This is a genomic window from Pseudomonas sp. NY11955 (assembly GCF_048068035.1).
Taxonomy (GTDB): domain Bacteria; phylum Pseudomonadota; class Gammaproteobacteria; order Pseudomonadales; family Pseudomonadaceae; genus Aquipseudomonas.
In genome coordinates this window covers 100,219-118,797 of the sequence record NZ_JBLUPS010000002.1, presented here as the reverse complement: position 1 = coordinate 118,797, position 18,579 = coordinate 100,219, and the positions used below count along the sequence as shown (strand labels likewise).

General features: G+C 63.1%; 18 protein-coding genes and 1 pseudogene. 7 read left to right on the top strand and 12 right to left on the bottom strand.

Features of this window, described 5'->3' with window-relative positions; genetic code table 11:
* Positions 1-220: 220 nt before the first annotated feature.
* From ACNFBR_RS03620 to rlmF, 5 genes are all read left to right on the top strand, one after another.
* A complete protein-coding gene (locus ACNFBR_RS03620) occupies positions 221-1,714 on the top strand; it encodes a leucyl aminopeptidase (RefSeq protein WP_416733694.1) in 1,494 nt (497 codons plus the stop codon).
* 50 nt (positions 1,715-1,764) lie between these two features.
* Complete coding sequence (locus ACNFBR_RS03615; protein ID WP_416733693.1) at positions 1,765-2,193, top strand: DNA polymerase III subunit chi; 429 nt, start codon at positions 1,765-1,767, stop codon at positions 2,191-2,193.
* Positions 2,194-2,198: 5 nt separating this feature from the next.
* On the top strand, positions 2,199-2,564 hold the full coding sequence (locus tag ACNFBR_RS03610) for a DNA polymerase III subunit chi (RefSeq protein ID WP_416733692.1): 366 nt from the start codon (positions 2,199-2,201) through the stop codon (positions 2,562-2,564).
* 185 nt (positions 2,565-2,749) lie between these two features.
* The gene (locus ACNFBR_RS03605; protein WP_416733691.1) at positions 2,750-5,596 is read left to right on the top strand and encodes a valine--tRNA ligase; all 2,847 of its coding nucleotides are present in this window, start codon (positions 2,750-2,752) and stop codon (positions 5,594-5,596) included.
* A gap of 174 nt (positions 5,597-5,770) precedes the next feature.
* The gene (rlmF, locus tag ACNFBR_RS03600) at positions 5,771-6,724 is read left to right on the top strand and encodes a 23S rRNA (adenine(1618)-N(6))-methyltransferase RlmF (RefSeq protein WP_416733690.1); all 954 of its coding nucleotides are present in this window, start codon (positions 5,771-5,773) and stop codon (positions 6,722-6,724) included.
* A 50-nt stretch (positions 6,725-6,774) separates the two neighbouring features.
* On the opposite strand, the gene ACNFBR_RS03595 is transcribed toward rlmF, so the two are convergent.
* A complete protein-coding gene (locus tag ACNFBR_RS03595; protein WP_003255106.1) occupies positions 6,775-7,056 on the bottom strand; it encodes an HU family DNA-binding protein in 282 nt (93 codons plus the stop codon).
* Positions 7,057-7,426: 370 nt separating this feature from the next.
* On the opposite strand from ACNFBR_RS03595, the gene yejK reads away from it, so the two are divergent.
* Positions 7,427-8,434: a nucleoid-associated protein YejK gene (gene yejK, locus ACNFBR_RS03590; RefSeq protein ID WP_012270676.1), complete on the top strand. Its 1,008-nt coding sequence runs from the start codon at positions 7,427-7,429 to the stop codon at positions 8,432-8,434.
* On the opposite strand, the gene ACNFBR_RS03585 is transcribed toward yejK, so the two are convergent.
* From ACNFBR_RS03585 to ACNFBR_RS03570, 4 genes are all read right to left on the bottom strand, one after another.
* Complete coding sequence (locus ACNFBR_RS03585; RefSeq protein ID WP_416733689.1) at positions 8,382-8,723, bottom strand: GIY-YIG nuclease family protein; 342 nt, start codon at positions 8,721-8,723, stop codon at positions 8,382-8,384. The two genes, yejK and ACNFBR_RS03585, sit on opposite strands and share 53 nt — an antisense overlap.
* Positions 8,716-9,192, bottom strand: a complete 477-nt coding sequence (locus tag ACNFBR_RS03580) for a nuclear transport factor 2 family protein (protein ID WP_416733688.1) — start codon at positions 9,190-9,192, stop codon at positions 8,716-8,718. Before ACNFBR_RS03580 ends, ACNFBR_RS03585 begins: the two co-directional genes overlap by 8 nt.
* A 167-nt stretch (positions 9,193-9,359) precedes the next feature.
* Complete coding sequence (locus tag ACNFBR_RS03575) at positions 9,360-10,640, bottom strand: CynX/NimT family MFS transporter (protein ID WP_416733687.1); 1,281 nt, start codon at positions 10,638-10,640, stop codon at positions 9,360-9,362.
* A gap of 13 nt (positions 10,641-10,653) precedes the next feature.
* The gene (locus ACNFBR_RS03570) at positions 10,654-11,304 is read right to left on the bottom strand and encodes a FadR/GntR family transcriptional regulator (RefSeq protein ID WP_416733686.1); all 651 of its coding nucleotides are present in this window, start codon (positions 11,302-11,304) and stop codon (positions 10,654-10,656) included.
* A gap of 139 nt (positions 11,305-11,443) precedes the next feature.
* Here ACNFBR_RS03570 and ACNFBR_RS03565 point away from each other — a divergent pair.
* Positions 11,444-12,598 (top strand): annotated as a pseudogene (locus ACNFBR_RS03565) (alkaline phosphatase family protein); the annotation flags it as partial.
* 147 nt (positions 12,599-12,745) lie between these two features.
* Here the strand turns inward: ACNFBR_RS03565 and hisC are convergent.
* The 7 genes from hisC to ACNFBR_RS03530 all read right to left on the bottom strand — a co-directional run bounded on the left by hisC (position 12,746) and on the right by ACNFBR_RS03530 (position 18,572).
* Complete coding sequence (gene hisC, locus ACNFBR_RS03560) at positions 12,746-13,792, bottom strand: histidinol-phosphate transaminase (RefSeq protein WP_416733685.1); 1,047 nt, start codon at positions 13,790-13,792, stop codon at positions 12,746-12,748.
* 2 nt (positions 13,793-13,794) lie between these two features.
* The gene (gene hisD, locus ACNFBR_RS03555; protein ID WP_416733684.1) at positions 13,795-15,120 is read right to left on the bottom strand and encodes a histidinol dehydrogenase; all 1,326 of its coding nucleotides are present in this window, start codon (positions 15,118-15,120) and stop codon (positions 13,795-13,797) included.
* A gap of 132 nt (positions 15,121-15,252) precedes the next feature.
* Positions 15,253-15,888: an ATP phosphoribosyltransferase gene (gene hisG / locus ACNFBR_RS03550; protein ID WP_416733683.1), complete on the bottom strand. Its 636-nt coding sequence runs from the start codon at positions 15,886-15,888 to the stop codon at positions 15,253-15,255.
* Positions 15,889-15,979: 91 nt separating this feature from the next.
* Positions 15,980-17,245, bottom strand: a complete 1,266-nt coding sequence (gene murA / locus ACNFBR_RS03545; RefSeq protein ID WP_416733682.1) for a UDP-N-acetylglucosamine 1-carboxyvinyltransferase — start codon at positions 17,243-17,245, stop codon at positions 15,980-15,982.
* 23 nt (positions 17,246-17,268) lie between these two features.
* The gene (locus tag ACNFBR_RS03540) at positions 17,269-17,508 is read right to left on the bottom strand and encodes a BolA family protein (protein ID WP_003255121.1); all 240 of its coding nucleotides are present in this window, start codon (positions 17,506-17,508) and stop codon (positions 17,269-17,271) included.
* Between the two features lie 117 nt (positions 17,509-17,625).
* Entirely contained in the window at positions 17,626-17,928 is a 303-nt protein-coding gene (locus ACNFBR_RS03535) for an STAS domain-containing protein (protein ID WP_416733681.1), read from the bottom strand.
* A complete protein-coding gene (locus tag ACNFBR_RS03530; RefSeq protein WP_416733680.1) occupies positions 17,925-18,572 on the bottom strand; it encodes an MlaC/ttg2D family ABC transporter substrate-binding protein in 648 nt (215 codons plus the stop codon). Before ACNFBR_RS03530 ends, ACNFBR_RS03535 begins: the two co-directional genes overlap by 4 nt.
* Positions 18,573-18,579 lie beyond the last annotated feature (7 nt).

Sequence of the window (18,579 nt, the reverse complement as noted above, 5' to 3'; positions counted from 1 at the left end):
GTTCGCCAAAGGCGAACCTCCATGTAAAGTGCGCGCATTATCCTGTGATTGACCGCCCCTGTCACTTGGCCGCGCATGAAGGTGCACAACGGGGTTGTCAGCACGCTTGCCGCAGGCTCAAACTGGCAGCTTTTCCGCTGGTGCGCGACGACGCGGCCAGGCCCGTCCAGAGCGCTGGAACACACAGCGCCATTCGTATCGATCATTCGGGGACCCTGACATGGAACTGGTTGTAAAAAGCGTAGCTGCTGCATCCGTAAAAACCGCCACGCTGGTTATTCCGGTAGGTGAAAATCGCAAGCTCGGCGCTGTTGCCAAGGCAGTCGACCAGGCCAGCGAAGGTGCCATCAGCGCCGTGCTCAAGCGCGGCGACCTGGCCGGCAAGCCGGGCCAAACCCTGCTGCTGCAAGCCCTCCCAGGCCTGAAGGCCGAGCGCGTGCTGCTGGTGGGCAGCGGCAAGGACGAAGCCCTGGGCGACCGCGCCTGGCGCAAACTGGTCGCCAGCGTCGCTGGCGTGCTCAAAGGCCTGAACGGCAGTGACGCCGTCCTGGCCCTGGATGATATCGCGGTCAGCAACCGCGATGCCCATTACGGCAAGTACCGCCTGCTGGCCGAAACCCTGCTCGACGGCGAATATGTGTTCGACCGCTTCAAGAGCCAGAAGGCTGAGCCGCGCGCCTTGAAAAAGGTCACCCTACTGGCCGACAAGGCCGGCCAGGCCGAAGTGGAGCGCGCGGTCAAGCACGCCGGCGCCATCGCCACGGGCATGGCCTTCACCCGCGACCTCGGTAACCTGCCGCCCAACCTTTGCCACCCAAGCTTCCTGGCCGAACAGGCCAAAGACCTGGGCAAAGCGCACAAGGCGCTCAAGGTTGAAGTGCTGGACGAGAAAAAGATCAAGGACCTGGGCATGGGCGCGTTCTATGCCGTGGGCCAGGGCAGCGACCAGCCGCCACGCCTGATCGTGCTCAATTACCAGGGCGGCAAAAAGGCCGACAAGCCGTTCGTGCTGGTCGGTAAAGGCATTACCTTCGACACCGGCGGTATCAGCCTCAAGCCAGGCGCCGGCATGGACGAAATGAAATACGACATGTGCGGTGCCGCCAGCGTGTTGGGCACCCTGCGTGCGGTGCTCGAGCTGCAACTGCCGATCAACCTGGTGTGCCTGCTGGCCTGTGCCGAGAACATGCCAAGCGGTGGCGCCACTCGCCCAGGTGACATCGTCACCACCATGAGCGGCCAGACCGTGGAAATTCTCAACACCGACGCCGAAGGCCGCCTGGTGCTGTGCGACACCCTGACCTACGCCGAGCGCTTCAAGCCGCAGGCGGTGATCGACATCGCCACCCTGACCGGCGCCTGCATCGTGGCCCTGGGCAGCCACACCTCCGGCCTGATGGGCAACAATGACGACCTGGTCGGCCAACTGCTCGATGCCGGCAAGCGCGCCGACGACCGTGCCTGGCAGTTGCCGCTGTTCGACGAATACCAGGAGCAGTTGGACAGCCCGTTCGCCGACATGGGTAACATCGGCGGGCCGAAGGCCGGCACCATCACCGCTGGCTGCTTCCTGTCGCGCTTCGCCAAGGCCTACAACTGGGCGCACATGGATATCGCTGGCACCGCGTGGGTAAGCGGTGGCAAGGACAAGGGCGCCACTGGCCGTCCGGTGCCCCTGCTGACCCAGTACCTGCTCGACCGCGCTGGCGCCTGACGCCGTGAAGCCGGTGGTGCCTTGCGCGCCACCGGCCGGTGATTCCGACCATGAGCAAAGTCGACTTCTACATTTTGCCCACCGACTCGCTGTCGGCGCGGCTCGATTTCGCCTGCAAGCTGTGCGAAAAGGCCTGGCGCCTCGGCCACCGTGTTTATCTGCACTGCCAGGATGCTGAACAGCGCAGCGAGCTGGACCAGCGCTTGTGGCGCTTCAAGGGCGAGGCGTTCGTGCCCCACGACCTGGCCGAGGTGCATGCCGATGCTGGCGTTGCGCTGGGCCTGGCGGACACTGCCGGCGAGCACCATGACCTGCTGATCAACCTGGGCGCCAGCGTACCGGGCTTTGTCGGCCAGTTCGACCGGGTGGCCGAAATCGTCGTCGAAGCGCCTGGCATCCGCCAAGCAGCCCGTGAGCGATTCCGTTTCTACCGTGAACAGGGCTATGCTCTGCAAGACCACCGCTTACAGCGACTTTGACGACGATGGACAAGCCCTCCCCTTTGCCCGACTCCGCCCACCTGCTCGATGACCTCGAGTCGATCCGCCAACTGCTTGGCGACGCCGACCTGCAACCGCCGCTGTTGACCGAGACGGTGGAGCAGATTCCATTGCTGCTGGAAGAACCTGCCGGCAATAGCGTACCTGTTGCCGAACCGGCCGCCGCCGAACCCGAGGACGACCCGCAGACCCGCCGCCAGGACACCCTGCTGCACCTGGAGAGCGAGTTGCGCGCAGCGGCGCAGATGATCATGCAGGACGTGATCAACGACTTTACCCCGCACATCGAGAACGAGATCAAGCGCCGTCTGGATGCGCGGATCGAGCGGTTGATCAAGCGTTCGGAATGAGATTCGGGGGCCGCGTTGCGGCCCATTCGCGGCACAAGGCCGCTCCTACAGGGATCGCGGTGCCTGTAGGAGCGGCCTTGTGCCGCGAATGGGCTGCAAAGCAGCCCCAGCGGCTGTCGCCTCAGCACCCCAGCTTGGTTATACTTCCCGGCTTTCCCGAATAAATGCACAGGGTCCCGCCGCGCATGGATAAGACCTACCAGCCGCACGCCATTGAAACTTCCTGGTACAACACCTGGGAGTCCGAGAACTATTTCGCCCCACAAGGTGCAGGCGAGTCCTACACCATCATGATCCCGCCGCCGAACGTGACCGGCAGCCTGCACATGGGCCACGGGTTCAACAACGCGATCATGGACGCCCTGATCCGTTTCCGCCGCATGCAAGGCCGCGACACCCTGTGGCAGCCGGGCACCGACCACGCCGGTATCGCCACGCAGATGCTGGTCGAGCGCCAGCTCGAAGCCAAAGGCCAGAACCGTCATGACCTGGGCCGCGAAAAGTTCCTGGAAAAGGTCTGGGAGTGGAAGGATCAGTCCGGTGGCAACATCAGCCGCCAGATCCGTCGCCTGGGCTCGTCGGTAGACTGGAGCCGCGAGCGCTTCACCATGGACGACGGCCTCTCCGAAGCCGTCAAAGAAGCGTTCGTGCGCCTGCATGAAGACGGCCTGATCTACCGCGGCAAGCGCCTGGTCAACTGGGACACCAAGCTGCACACGGCCATCTCTGACCTCGAAGTGGAAAACCACGACGAGAAAGGCCACCTGTGGAACCTGCGCTACCCGCTGGCCGACGGCGCCAAGACCGCCGAAGGCCTGGACTACCTGGTGGTTGCCACCACCCGTCCGGAAACCCTGCTGGGTGACGCCGCCGTGGCCGTCAACCCGAACGACGAACGCTACCAGGCACTGATCGGCAAATTCGTCGAACTGCCACTGGTCGGCCGCCGCATCCCGATCATCGCCGACGACTACTGCGACCCCGAGTTCGGTACCGGTTGCGTGAAGATCACCCCGGCTCACGACTTCAATGACTACGAAGTCGGCAAGCGCCACAACCTGCCGCTGCTGAACATCTTCGACAAGAACGCCTTCGTGCTGGCCAGCGCCCAGGCCTTCAACCTCGACGGCAGCGTCAACGAGCAGGTCGACACCCAACTGCCGGCCCAGTACGCCAACCTTGACCGCTTCGTCGCGCGCAAGCAGATCGTCGCCGACCTGGAGGCCCAGGGCCTGCTGGTGAGCATCGACGACCACGCCCTGAAAGTGCCGAAGGGCGACCGCTCCGGCACCGTCATCGAGCCGTGGCTGACCGACCAGTGGTACGTTTCCACCAAGCCGCTGGCAGAGCCTGCCATCGCCGCCGTGGAAGATGGCCGCATCCAGTTCGTACCCAAGCAGTACGAGAACATGTACTTCTCCTGGATGCGTGACATCCAGGACTGGTGCATCAGTCGCCAGCTGTGGTGGGGCCACCGCATCCCGGCGTGGTACGACGAGGCCGGCCAGGTCTATGTCGGCCGCGACGAGGCAGAAGTGCGTGCCAAGCACAACCTGGGCAGCGACGTGGCCCTGCGCCAGGACGACGACGTGCTCGACACCTGGTTCAGCTCGGGCCTGTGGACCTTCTCCACCCTGGGCTGGCCGGAGCAGACCGAATTCCTCAAGAAGTTCCACTCCACCGACGTACTGGTGACGGGCTTCGACATCATCTTCTTCTGGGTTGCGCGCATGATCATGCTGACCATGCACCTGATCAAGAACGAGGACGGCACCCCGCAGGTACCGTTCAAGACCGTGTACGTGCACGGCCTGGTACGTGACGGCCAGGGCCAGAAGATGTCCAAGTCCAAAGGCAACGTCCTGGACCCGCTGGACATCGTCGACGGCATCACCCTCGATGCCCTGCTGGAAAAACGCACCAGCGGCATGATGCAGCCCAAGCTTGCCGAAAAGATCGCCAAGCAGACCAAGGCCGAGTTCCCCGAAGGTATTGCCAGCTACGGCACCGATGCCCTGCGCTTCACCTTCTGCTCGCTGGCCTCGACTGGCCGCGACATCAAGTTCGACATGGGCCGCGTCGAAGGCTACCGCAACTTCTGCAACAAGATCTGGAACGCCGCCCGCTACGTGCTGGACAAGGGCGAGGACTGCGGCCAGAACGGCGAAGCCTGCGAACTGTCGCTGGCCGACCGCTGGATCATCTCGCAGTTGCAGCGTACCGAAGCCGAAGTGACCCGCCAGCTGGAGCAGTTCCGCTTCGACCTGGCCAGCCAGGCACTGTACGAGTTCATCTGGAACCAATACTGCGACTGGTACCTGGAGCTGTCCAAACCGGTACTGTGGGACGAAAACGCCCCGGTCGAGCGCGCCCGTGGCACCCGCCGCACCTTGGTACGCGTGCTGGAAGTGGCGCTGCGCCTGGCGCACCCGTTCATGCCGTTCATCACCGAAGAAATCTGGCAGCGCATCGCGCCGCTGGCCGGTATCGATGGCAAGACCATCATGCTGCAGCCGTGGCCGGTGGCCAATGAAACCCGCATCGATGCCGCCGCCGAAGGTGACATCGAGTGGCTGAAAGAGCTGATGGTCGGCCTGCGCAACATCCGCGCCGAGATGAACATCGGCCCCGGCAAGCCGCTGCCGCTGTTCCTGAAGAACGCCAACGCCGACGACCAGCGCCGTCTGCAGGAAAACGAAGCACTGCTGAAGAAGCTGGCCAAGGTCGAGTCGTTCACCGTCCTGGGCGATGCCGACGAAGCGCCGCTGTCGGCCACCGCCCTGGTGGGTGACCTGCAAGTGCTGGTGCCAATGGCCGGGTTGATCGACAAGGATGCCGAGCTGGCGCGCCTGAACAAGGAAATCCAGCGCCTGCAGGGTGAAGTGCAACGCGTCGGCGGCAAGCTGTCCAACGCAGCCTTCGTCGACAAGGCCCCGCCTGCGGTGATCGAGAAGGAACGCGCCAAGCTGGCCGAGTCCGAACAGGCCCTGGCCAACTTCACCGAGCAGCATGCGCGGATTGCAGCGCTGTAACCTGACATTGCTGATCTGACCAGCGAGGGCCATGCCCTCGTTCGCGGCACAAGGCCGCTCCCACAGGAATGGCGCAGCCTGCAAGGCGCACCACTATCCTGTGGGAGCGGCCTTGTGCCGCGAATGGGCCGCACAGCGGCCCTCTGTCCAGCACATGCAACACCGGACCCAAGCATGACCCAGAACAAACCCACCCTGCACCCGCGCAACCGCCACCAGGGCCGTTACGACTTCCCCAGCCTGATCAAGGCCCACCCTGACCTGGCTCGCTTCACCATCACCAACCCCCACGGCAAACCCAGCATCGACTTCGCCAACCCCGAAGCCGTGCGGGTGTTCAACCGCGCCTTGCTCAAGGCCCAGTACGGTATCCAGCACTGGGATATCCCGGCCGACTACCTGTGCCCACCGATCCCTGGCCGCGCCGACTACATCCACGTGGCCGCCGACCTGCTGGCCGATGACAACGCCGGCGAGGTCCCCAAGGGCGCTCAGGTGCGTGTGTTGGACATTGGCGTAGGCGCCAACTGCATCTACCCGTTGCTGGGTCACAGCGACTACCGCTGGCGCTTCCTGGGCTCGGACATCGACGCTGTGGCCCTGGCCTCGGCCAAGGCCATCGTTCAGGCCAATGGCCTGGGCAAGGCCATCACCCTGCGCCAGCAAGCCAACCGCGCCCACATCCTCAGCGGTCTGCTGCAGGACGACGAGCGCTTCGAGCTGACCCTGTGCAACCCGCCGTTCCATGCCTCGCGCGAGGAAGCCACCCGCGGTAGCCAGCGCAAGTGGAAGAACCTCGGCAAGCAGGACCCCAAGCGCAAGCTGCCGGTGCTGAACTTTGGCGGCCAGAACAACGAACTGTGGTGCGAGGGCGGCGAAATCCGCTTTGTCACCCAGTTGGTTGGGGAAAGCGTGCAGTACGCCGAACGGGTGCTGTGGTTCACCAGCCTGGTGTCCAAAGCCAGCAACCTGCCGGGGATAGAGGCGGCGTTGAAGAAGTCTGGCGCCAAGGCCGTGCGCATCATAGAAATGGGCCAGGGGCAAAAGCAGAGCCGCATGGTCGCCTGGAGCTTCCATGACGATGCCGCGCGCCAGGCCTGGCACGCCCGGGGTAAATCACAGGCATGAAAAAACCGCGCCCGGGCAAGCCGGGCGCGGTTTCGTCAAAGCTTCAACAATTACTTGTTGATAGCGTCGGTCAGCACTTTGGCTGGAACGAACTTGACGACTTTCTTGGCAGCGATTTCGATGGCAGCGCCGGTCGAAGGGTTGCGGCCGGTACGGGCAGGACGCTCGGAGACTTTCAGTTTGCCGATGCCTGGCAGAGTGATTTCAGCGCCGTTTTCCAGTTGGTCGGCAACGATCTGGCCCAGTTGCTCCAGAGCGTTCTTGGCGGTGGCTTTTGGCGCGGCGATCGATTCGGCGATGTCGGCAATCAGTTGGTCTTTGGTCAATGCCATGGTGGTGTTCCTTCCCTATCAAATTCGATGGTTATGCAGCGAACTACGACGTTATCGGGCCAGCCCCTTTAAGTGGAGGGCCGCGCCAATCGCGTATGTAGATACGTAAATCGGCGTTTGGTTCGACACGACGAAAGCACGCTGCCAGCAATGCGCCACACGAGGGGCGCAAGACCGCGCAAAACTACCACAGGAATGGATAAATATCCGCTGCGCACTTCGATTTAATGCAGGTTTTTCGGGGGTTTTAGCTTAAATCGCACAAAATTGAACAAAAAACGAACAACCGACATATCTGCCAACATACGGCCACTGCATCACCTTGTGTCTAGGGTAAACTTGGCAACTTTTGCAGCTCGCCGAGAATTCCATGCCAATCCGTCATTGCATCGTTCACCTGATCGACAAAAAGCCCGATGGCAGCCCCGCCGTGCTGCATGCTCGCGACTCCGAGTTGGCTGCCTCCGACGCCATCGAGAACCTGCTGGCCGACCTCAATGACAGCTATAACGCCAAGCAAGGCAAGGCCTGGGGCTTTTTCCACGGCGAGTCGGGGGCCTATCCGCTCAGCGGCTGGCTGAAGCAGTACCTGGATGAGGAAAAGGACTTCACCGCCTTCAGCCGCGTGGCCGTCGAGCACCTGCAAAAGCTGATGGAAGAGTCCAACCTGTCCACCGGCGGCCACATCCTGTTCGCCCACTATCAGCAAGGCATGACCGAGTACCTGGCGATCGCCCTGTTGCACCACAGCGAGGGTGTGGCGGTGAATGCCGAGCTGGACGTGACCCCGTCACGTCACCTCGACCTTGGCCAACTGCACCTGGCGGCGCGCATCAACCTGTCGGAGTGGAAGAACAACCAGAACTCCAAGCAGTACATTTCGTTCATCAAGGGCAAGAACGGCAAGAAGGTCTCGGATTACTTCCGCGACTTCATCGGCTGCCAGGAAGGCGTTGACGGCCCGGGCGAAACCCGCACCCTGCTCAAGGCCTTCAGCGATTTCGTCGAAAGCGAAGACCTGCCGGAAGAATCTGCCCGCGAAAAGACCCAGACCCTGGTCGAGTACGCCACCACCCAGACCAAGCTAGGCGAGCCGGTGACGCTGGAAGAGCTGTCCAGCTTGATCGACGAGGACCGGCCCAAGGCGTTCTACGACCATATCCGCAACAAGGACTACGGCCTGTCGCCGGAAATCCCCGCGGACAAACGCACCCTGAACCAGTTCCGCCGCTTCACCGGGCGTGCCGAGGGGCTGTCGATCAGCTTCGAGGCGCACTTGCTGGGGGACAAGGTGGAATATGACGAAGCGGCAGGCACCTTGATCATCAAGGGGCTGCCGACGACGTTGGTGGATCAGCTGAAACGCCGCAAGGACTGATTCCCGCAAAGCCGTTGAAGGAGGCCACCAGCGCCTCCTTCGCCGACTTGCGCAGCCGCTTGACCAAGCGCTCCTGGCGCAACGCCTCGCCCTTGTCCGGCCACTGCTCCACATACACCAGCGCCTGGGCCGGGCTGGTTTTGAAATAGCGGGCGCCCTGCCCTTTCTGGTGGGCCATGAAGCGCCGCAGCGGATCGTCGCTGATACCGCAATACAACGAACCATTGGCCGCCCTTACCAGGTAGACAAACCAGGGTTTAGCAACGACAGGTGCGACGACTTCACTCACCCTGGGCCTGCTGGAATGCGCGCAACCCCTTGAATGCCTGCAGGCGGACCTTGTTCTGCAGCAGCGGCGACCAGCCCAGCAACAGGCCGGGCACCCCAAGCGCTTGCCGCGACCAGCGCCACAGGTCGAAGGTGTCGTCATGCTGGCAGATCAGCCCATCGCGAATGACAAAGCGCGCCTGGATGTCGTTGACCACGATGCGGCCAGTCTGGCTGAACAGGTAGGTTGCCACCCAGTGCGCAGCGCCAGTGCGCTCATCGGCGCGGACGCTGTCGAATGTCAGGGTGAAGTTCTTGGCGCGGCTGGTGAGCATCCGCCACATATCGCCTGCGTCCTTGCCGCGCAGGGTGCCGAACACCGGGTCGCTGAAAACGATATCGTCGCTGTAGCAGGCCAGCATGGCGTCGGCATCCAGGCGCTGGAAGGCCTGGTAGAAGCGGGTGATCAGGTCGCGGTTGGCATCGCTCATGGGGGCTGGTCCGTGCTCGGGTCGAAGACAGCACGATAATCTGCCCCGATGGCTTATGCCAGTACCGGCCTCTTCGCGGGCACGCCCGCTCCTACAGGTTGAATGCTGCCGCTATCCCTGTGGGAGCGGGCGTGCCCGCGAAGAGGCCAGTACCGCACACACAGGCCTCAGACCTTTTCGCAGGTCACCTGCACGTGCAGCGCACGCCCGGCCCCCAGGCCGAACACAATGGCGCCAATACCCAGCACGGCGAAGATCCACCCCACTGCCGCCCAGCCCCCGGTCAGGTCATGCACCAACCCCACCGCGAACGGCCCCATCGATGCCAGGGTGTAACCCACCCCCTGGGCCATGCTCGACAGGTTTGCCGCCACGTGAGCGTCCTTGGAGCGCAGTACGATCAAGGTCAGCGCCAGGGCAAAGGTCCCGCCCTGCCCCAAGCCGAGCACCACGGCCCATCCCCACAGCCCGGAAAGCGGTGCATACAGGCAACCGAACAGCCCCGCCAGGGTGATCAACATGACCACCACGATTGCCAGCCGCTGGTCCTTGCCACGGGTGGCCAGCCAGGGTGCACTGAGCGAGCTGATCAATTGCACGATCACCGAGCCCGACAGCACCAGCCCCGCCTCGGTCGGGCTCAAGCCACGGCCGATCAGGATCGACGGCAACCAGCCGAAGACGATGTAGGCCAACGACGACTGCAGGCCCATGTACAGGGTCACCTGCCAGGCCAGCGGGTCTCGCCACAGGCCACGCACGCGATAGGCGACCTTGTGCAGGCCATGCCCCTGGCGGGCCTGTGGCAGCCACACCAGCATCGCCAGCAAGGCCGGCAGCACCCAAAAGCCCAGCCCCAGCGCCCAGCTGCCGTCGAAATGCAGCGCCAAGGGTACGGTCGCCCCCGCCGCCATGGCCGCGCCCAGGCACAAGGCCATGGTGTATACACCGGTCAGCGTGCCAGCGTGTTGCGGGAAATCGCGCTTGACGATACCCGGCAGCAGCACGCCGATAATGCCAATACTGGCACCCGCCATCAGGCTACCGAGAAACACCCCAACGGCACCGAAGCTGCTTCGCACCACGATCCCCAGCGCCAGGGTGACAAGGATGCCAAGGATCACTCGCTCGCTGCCATAGCGCCGCGCCAACGCTGGCGCCAAAGGCGCGAAAAGGCCCAGGCACAGCACCGGCAAGGTGGTCAGCAAGCCTGCCTGCGAGGCATTGAGCCCCAGGCCTTCGGCAACCTGGCCCAGCACCGGCGCCATGCTCGACAGCGCCGGGCGCAGGTTCAAGGCTACCAGTACCAGGCCCAGCAACAGCAGCCAGGGCCGCTGCAGCAGCACGGGTTGGTGCTGGACCTGCTCGTCGTCTGCTTCGGCGTCGATCAGCAGCTCATCGAGTTCCCGCGCTTTCGGCGGGGTATTGCGGGTAATGGATTCAGCCATGGCCTTCTCGGGGTCAGGATTCGATGAGGATACGGCTCAAGCGCTTGGCCCGCTCCGCATCACGTTGTTCGATGGCGTCGAGGATTTGCCCATGCAAGTCGAACGTTGCCTGGCAACGCGGCACGGTTGCCATGTTGTGTTGCAGCGCGGCAGCCACTACCCCGGAAAAGTAGCGGTACAGCTCGCTTAGCGCCGGGTTGTGGGCGGCATCGACCAGACGCTGGTGGAACACCAGGTCACAGGACACATAGGTATCGACATCGCCATGAAAGTGCCCGGCACTCCCGTCCAGGGCGTCGCGCAACGCTTGCAGGTCGCCGTCGGTGCGGCGCAGCGCTGCCAGGCCGATGGCCTCGGTTTCGAGGATGTGGCGGGTTTCACGGGCCTGCTCAGGGGTGCAACGGGACATCGCTTGCACCGCCTGCAGCGGGTCCTGGGCGGTGCGCAGGTAACTACCGTCACCCTGGCGGATTTCCACCAGGCCGCTGAACGCCAGCACGCGCATGGCCTCGCGCACGGTATTGCGGCTGATGCCCAACTGCAGGGCCAGCTCCGGTTCGGTCGGCAGCCGCTGACCGACCTGCCAGTCGCCCACAACGATGCGTTCGCGCATACGTTCGACCGCCAGCTCCACCAAGGAGCGCTTGGTCAACTCTGTACTCATACTACTCAACCAATCATCCGATGAATTTGCGCAGCTTACTGGATGGCGACCAACGCCGTAAACCACCTGTCATTTCTGCCAGTTGCGGGCAAGCGCCGTTGTTGCAACGCTCATGGCGAACTCTCAAGGGTGTATCTGGATGCGACTAGCGAGCCTGTGGATCCTGCTGGTACTCGCCCTTCTGCCAGCCTGCGAACCGGCCCGACAACAAAGCCGGCCGAAGGCCTTGTTCATCGGCCTCGGCGGCGTGCAACTGCAGCAGTACCTGCAACTGGGCGACGCCACCAACCTGAATCAGCGGCTTTACTACGGCAAAGCGTACGCCGGAGGCATCAATGGCAAGGCCAGCGAGCAACTGACCTTGAGCGGTCCCGGCTGGGCCACCTTGCTGACCGGCGTGTGGAGCAACAAGCATGGCGTTGATTCGGACGCCGACTCGCAACGGCTGAACCCGGCGTTTCCCAGCCTGTTCAAGCGGCTACGGCAAGCCTTCCCCAATGCCTACCTCTCCAGCATCGTCAACTGGCCCCCCATCAATACGGCATTTCTGCTGGAAGACGCGCATGGCGCCGATGTGCGCGAAAGTGGTTTGACCGATGCGCAGGTGATCGAGCGAACGTTGCAGATCCTCGGCAACACACCCGCCGACTTCACCTTCATTCAACTGGACGAACCTGACAAGGTCGGTCATCGCGAGGGTTACGGCGAGCGCTATCAGCAGGCACTGCGCAGGGCCGACAGCGAGATCGGGCGATTATTGGACAAGGTAGACCAGCGACGTCGCCTGTTCCCACGGGAAGACTGGCTGATAATCATCAGCACCGACCACGGCCGGGATTATTGGGGGAAAAACCATGGCAGCGCTTCAGAGCAGGAAAAGAGCATCTTCATCGCCAGCAACAAGCCGCTAAATCAAGAACTGACCGAGCCGAGCGTTCCCGTGGAAATGCCCGGGCCCCACAACCTGTACGGGTTACCCGCGCAGACCTCGGTAGCGCCCACTGTGCTGCGCCACATGGGCCTCAAGCTGCAGCCGGAGTGGCTGCTGGATGGTACGCCTTTACTGGGCGACACCGGCGTACGCAAGGCGCGGGCCGACGAGAACAAAGGGCAGTTACGCTGGAATAGCAACGCCAATGGCTACCTGACGATCATCAAGAACGGGCAGGTGGTTGCCCAGGTTGCGGCCAGAGACCAGCAATGGACTGATCCGGAGGGGATGGGGAAGCAGAACGACTACGTGCTGGTGCTGAATGACACACCGGCCGCGGTGCGCAACAAGCCGGCTACCAAGGCGGATGGACGGTTGCCCCCTGTAGGAGCAGCCTTGTGCTGCGAATGGGCCGCAAAGCGGCCCCGGCAATATCCGCACTCACGCTAAATGCGCAGATCCGCTTCGCAGCCCCTTCCCGCTCCAAGGCCGCCCCAAAAAACGAAAGCGTCAGCCCAAAGCATCCAGCAGCGCCTGGTTCATCTCCGGCGTACCGATGGTGATACGCAGGAACTGGGCAATGCGCGGCTGCTTGAAGTGGCGCACGATCACACCCTGCTCGCGCAGGCGTGCCGCCAGCTCACCGGCATCCTGCTGCGGGTGGCGGGCGAAGATGAAGTTGGCAGCCGATGGCAGCACCTCAAAACCTTTGGCCTGCAACTGACCGACCAACACCTCGCGGCTGTCGATCACTTTACGGCAGGTTTCCTCGAAGTACTCACGGTCTTCGAACGCCACCGCCGCGCCGACGATTGCCGCACGGTCCAGCGGGTAGGAGTTGAAGCTGTTCTTGATCCGCTCCAGCGCCTCGATCAGGTCCGGGTGCCCCACCGCCAGGCCAACGCGCAGGCCAGCCAGTGAGCGAGACTTCGACAGCGTCTGGGTGACCAGCAGGTTGTCGTAGCGGTCCACCAGGCTGATGGCCGTTTCACCCCCGAAATCAATGTAGGCCTCATCCACCACCACCACCGAATCACGGTTGGCCTGCAGCAACTGCTCCACCGCCTGCAGCGGCATCAGGCAGCCAGTCGGCGCGTTGGGGTTGGGGAAGATGATGCCGGCGTTGGGCTTGTTGTAGTCCTCGATGCGGATCTGGAACTGCTCATCCAGCGCCACCTGTTCGAAGGCAATACCGTACAGGCCGCAGTAAACCGGGTAGAAGCTGTAGCTGATGTCAGGGAACAGCAACGGTGCATCGTGTTGGAACAGGCCGTGGAAGATGTGCGCCAGCACCTCGTCCGAGCCGTTGCCAACGAACACTTGTGCCGGGGTCACGCCGTAATACGCGGCCACCGCTTGCTTGAGCCGGTCACCGTTCGGGTCCGGGTACAGGCGCAGGTTATCGTTCAGCTCGCCGCGCATGGCCTCCAGGGCCTTGGGCGACGGGCCATAAGGGTTTTCATTGGTGTTCAGTTTGACCAGGCGGGCCAGCTTGGGTTGCTCGCCCGGCACGTAAGGCACCAGGTCCTTGACGAAGGGGCTCCAGAATCGACTCATGCTCAGTTCCCCTTGTCTTGGGTCAGGATACGGTATTCAGCGCTGCGGGCGTGGGCGGTCAGCGACTCGCCACGGGCTAGGACCGAGGCAGTGTGGCCCAGTTCGGACGCGCCCTGCTCGGAGCAGAAGATGATCGACGAACGCTTCTGGAAGTCATACACCCCCAGCGGCGACGAGAAACGCGCAGTGCCGGAGGTCGGCAACACGTGGTTGGGACCGGCGCAGTAGTCGCCCAGCGCTTCGCTGGTGTGGCGGCCCATGAAGATCGCGCCAGCATGGCGAATGTGCGGCAGCCAGGCCTGCGGGTCCGCCACCGACAGCTCCAGGTGCTCCGGAGCGATACGGTTGGCCACGTCCATGGCCTGCTGCATGTCGCGCACCTGGATCAGTGCGCCACGGCCATTGATCGACTTCTCGATGATCTCGGCACGCTCCATGGTTGGCATCAGCTTGTCGATGCTGGCGGCAACGCGGTCGAGGAAGGCGGCATCCGGGCTGACCAGAATGGCCTGGGCGTCTTCGTCGTGCTCGGCCTGGGAGAACAGGTCCATGGCGATCCAGTCCGGGTCGGTCTGGCCGTCGCACACCACGAGGATTTCCGACGGGCCGGCGATCATGTCGATGCCTACCTGGCCAAACACGTGGCGCTTGGCGGTAGCGACGTAGATGTTGCCCGGGCCGACGATCTTGTCTACCTGCGGCACGCTCTCGGTACCGTAGGCCAACGCGGCGACGGCCTGGGCGCCGCCCACGGTGAACACGCGGTCAACACCGGCGATGCAGGCCGCAGCCAGTACCAGTTCGTTGACCTCGCCCCGCGGGGTCGGCACCACCATCACCACCTCGGCCACACCGGCAACCTTGGCTGGAATGGCGTTCATCAGCACCGACGACGGGTACGACGCCTTGCCGCCCGGCACATACAGGCCAGCACGGTCCAGCGGGGTAACCTTCTGGCCGAGCACGGTGCCGTCGGCCTCGGTGTACTGCCAGGAATCCTGCTTCTGCCGCTCGTGGTAAATGCGCACACGGTTGGCGGCCTTTTCCAGGGCTTCGCGCTGGGCCGGGGTAATTCGGGTCAGCGCCAGTTCCAGGCGTTCGCGGTTGAGGATCAGGTCGTCAATCGACTTGGCGTCGACACCATCGAAACGCTGGGTGAACTCCACCAGCGCCGCATCGCCGCGCTCGCGCACGGCCTTGATGATGTCGAGCACGCGCTGGTTGACCGCGTCATCGGACACACTTTCCCAGCTCAGCAGATGATCCAGATGTCGGGCGAAATCCGGGTCAGCAGCGTTGAGACGGGCAATTGCAGTGGACACGGTCATGGCGAGGGCCTCGATTATTAGCGAATGCTCAGGCGCCCTAGGCTACCAGTCCATCCGCGCGGGCACCTGAGAAAAATGGCTATGACGCGGATAGAGGGCGCGACAGCGAAGGCCGCGCACGTAGGTAGAGAGTTAACCGCGGTGTCGCGATTCGACCGCTCCGCGCAGCGTGTCGATCAAGCTCTGGATGCGGGCGTGCTGCATTTTCATGGAAGCCTTGTTGACCACCAGGCGCGAGCTGATCGTGGCGATCAGTTCCTGGGGCTCCAGGCCATTGGCACGCAGGGTGTTGCCGGTGTCGACCACGTCGATGATCTTGTCGGCAAGGTTGATCAGCGGTGCCAGCTCCATCGAGCCGTACAACTTGATGATGTCCACCTGGCGACCTTGTTCGGCGTAGTAACGCTTGGCTACGTTGACGAACTTGGTGGCCACGCGCAGACGGCCCTTGGGCTCGGGTGCGCCGACCGCACCAGCGGTCATCAGCTTGCACTGGGCAATCTGCAGGTCCAGGGGCTCGTACAGGCCCTGGCCGCCGTACTCCATCAGCACGTCCTTGCCGGCCACGCCCAGGTCGGCGGCGCCATGCTCGACATAGGTCGGCACATCGGTGGCACGCACGATCAGCAGGCGTACATCGTCCTGCGTGGTGGGGATGATCAATTTGCGGCTCTTGTCCGGGTTCTCGGTCGGCACGATACCGGCCTCGGCCAGCAACGGCAGGGTATCGTCGAGAATACGGCCTTTGGAAAGCGCGATGGTCAACATTGGAACGTCGGTCCTTAAGCGGCTGCTGCCGGCCAGGTCATCGACCTGGCCGCATTCAATTCGAAAGGTGCGTCCTTGCACCAGCGGGCTATTAGCCCGGTACGCGGCGGATTTTCGCGCCGAGCATCTGCAGTTTTTCTTCGATGCACTCGTAACCACGGTCGATGTGGTAGATGCGATCGATCAGCGTATCGCCTTCGGCAACCAGTGCCGACAACACCAGGCTGGCGGAAGCTCGCAGGTCGGTGGCCATGACCGGCGCGCCTTTCAACGCCTTGACGCCGGTGACGATGGCGGTGTTGCCTTCGACCTGGATCTGCGCGCCCATGCGGTGCATTTCGTAAACGTGCATGAAGCGGTTTTCGAAGATGGTCTCGATCACTGCGCCAGTGCCTTCGGCAATGGCGTTCAGCGAGATGAACTGCGCCTGCATGTCGGTCGGGAACGCCGGGTACGGAGCGGTACGCAGGTTGACGGCTTTCGGCCGCTTGCCGTGCATGTCCAGCTCGATCCAGTCTTCGCCGGTGTTGATGTCGGCGCCGGCTTCCTTGAGCTTTTCCAGTACGGCTTCAAGGATGGTCGGGTCGGTGTCCTTGACCTTGACGCGGCCACCGGTCACGGCAGCAGCGACCAGGTAGGTACCGGTCTCGATGCGGTCCGGCATCACGCGGTAGTTGGCCGAGTGCAGACGCTCCACGCCATCGATGGTGATGGTGTCGGTGCCCGCGCCCTCGACTTTGCCGCCCATGGCGTTGATGAAGTTGGCCAGGTCGACCACTTCAGGCTCACGTGCGGCGTTCTGCAGCACGCTGCGGCCCTTGGCCAGGGCAGCAGCCATCATGATGTTCTCGGTACCGGTCACGCTGACGGTGTCGAAGAAGAAGTGCGCGCCACGCAGGCCACCTTCCGGCGCCTTGGCCTTGATGTAGCCACCTTCGACTTCGATCTTCGCACCCATGGCTTCAAGGCCACGGATGTGCAGGTCGACCGGGCGCGAGCCAATGGCGCAACCGCCAGGCAAGGCCACTTCGGCTTCGCCGAAACGGGCGACCATCGGGCCCAGCACCAGGATCGAGGCGCGCATGGTCTTGACCAGCTCGTAAGGCGCGACCAGGGTCTTGATGGTGCGAGGGTCGATCTCCACCGCCAGCTTTTCGTCGATCACCGGCTCAATGCCCATGCGGCCGAACAGCTCGATCATGGTGGTGATGTCGTGCAGGTGCGGCAGGTTGCCCACGGTGACCGGGCCGTCGGCCAGCAGGGTCGCCGCCAGAATTGGCAGGGCTGCGTTTTTCGCGCCCGAAATGCGGATCTCGCCGTCAAGGCGAGCGCCGCCAGTAATAATCAGTTTGTCCATTGGAATCTCGCCGCCAAGTTGGCTCAGGTGCGCTCAGCCCAGGCTGCGCTGCTGAAAAATTTCATGGTTACCGCATGGATGCTGCCATTGGCGATCCACGGATTCAGGTGAGCATAGATCGCCTGCTGGCGTTTGACCGGGCTCAGGCCAGCCAACTCGTCGCTGATCACGTTCAACTGGAAGTTGCAGCCTTCGCCTTCAACTTCGACCCGGGAACCCGGCAATTTCTCTTCAAGGAAGCTTTTAACTTCTACGGCCTGCATGCTCAACCTCAATCGGCGCCCGATGCGCACGGGTCGGCCATCATACAAAAAAGCCCCTCGCCTGCGAAGCCCAACGAAGGCTTCGCTGACCGAGGGGCCATCATCCGTGCCGGGCCATCAGGTTGCCAGCACTTCATCGAGGTCATAGACCTCGGCAATTTCCCGCATGTCGTCGGGCATGCCACGCACCTCGCACACCTTGCCGGTGGCCTGGCCATCGCGCATGTACGCAAGCAGCAGCGACAAGCCGACACTCGACGACTTCTCGACCGCCGAGCAGTCAAGCACCAGGCGCGGCTCGCGAGAACCATCGATCAGCGCCTTGCCCTGCTTGCGCAAGGCCGGGCCGCTGCGGTAGTCCAGCACACCGGCCAGGCGCAGTACGCCCGGCTCGGCCATGCTTACAGCGGCCTCACTCATTTGACGGTCTTCTCTGGCGAGTTGTCGGCAGCCTGCTTGGCCTTGGCCACTTCGCCGGCCCAGCCGTCGATGGTCTTGTCCAGGTCGTTGCCGTTGCGCTGCATGGCGTCGGCGAACTGGTCACGGAACAGCTTGCCGATGTTGATGCCGTTGACGATCACGTTACGCACCTTCCACTCGCCGCCGATGTTCTCCAGGGTGTACTGCACCGGGTAGACAGCACCGTTGTTGCCGGTGACCTTCATGCCGACGCTGGCGCGCTTGCCGTCATCGGCCTTGGCCGGGTCGACGACGATACCCTGGTTGTTGTACTCGAGCAGGGCATTGCCATAGAACTGCATCAGGCTGCGTTTGAAGTTTTCCTGGAAGCGCTGCATCTGCTCCGGGGTGGCCTTGCGCGAGTACTTGACGGTCATGATGCTGCGAGAAATACCGTCGGCGTCCACCACCGGCCCGAGGATGCGGTTGAGCGAATCATAGAACGCGTTGGGGTTGGACTTGTACTGTTCCTTGTTGGCCTTCAGGTCGCCGAGCAGTTCGTTGGTGGTGCCCTGAACCACGTCGTGCGGTGTCTGCGCGGCCACGGTCAGCAGGGGGAAGGCCGCCAGCAGGACCAGCAGGCCACGTTGCAGGATCGAAATCATGGAAACT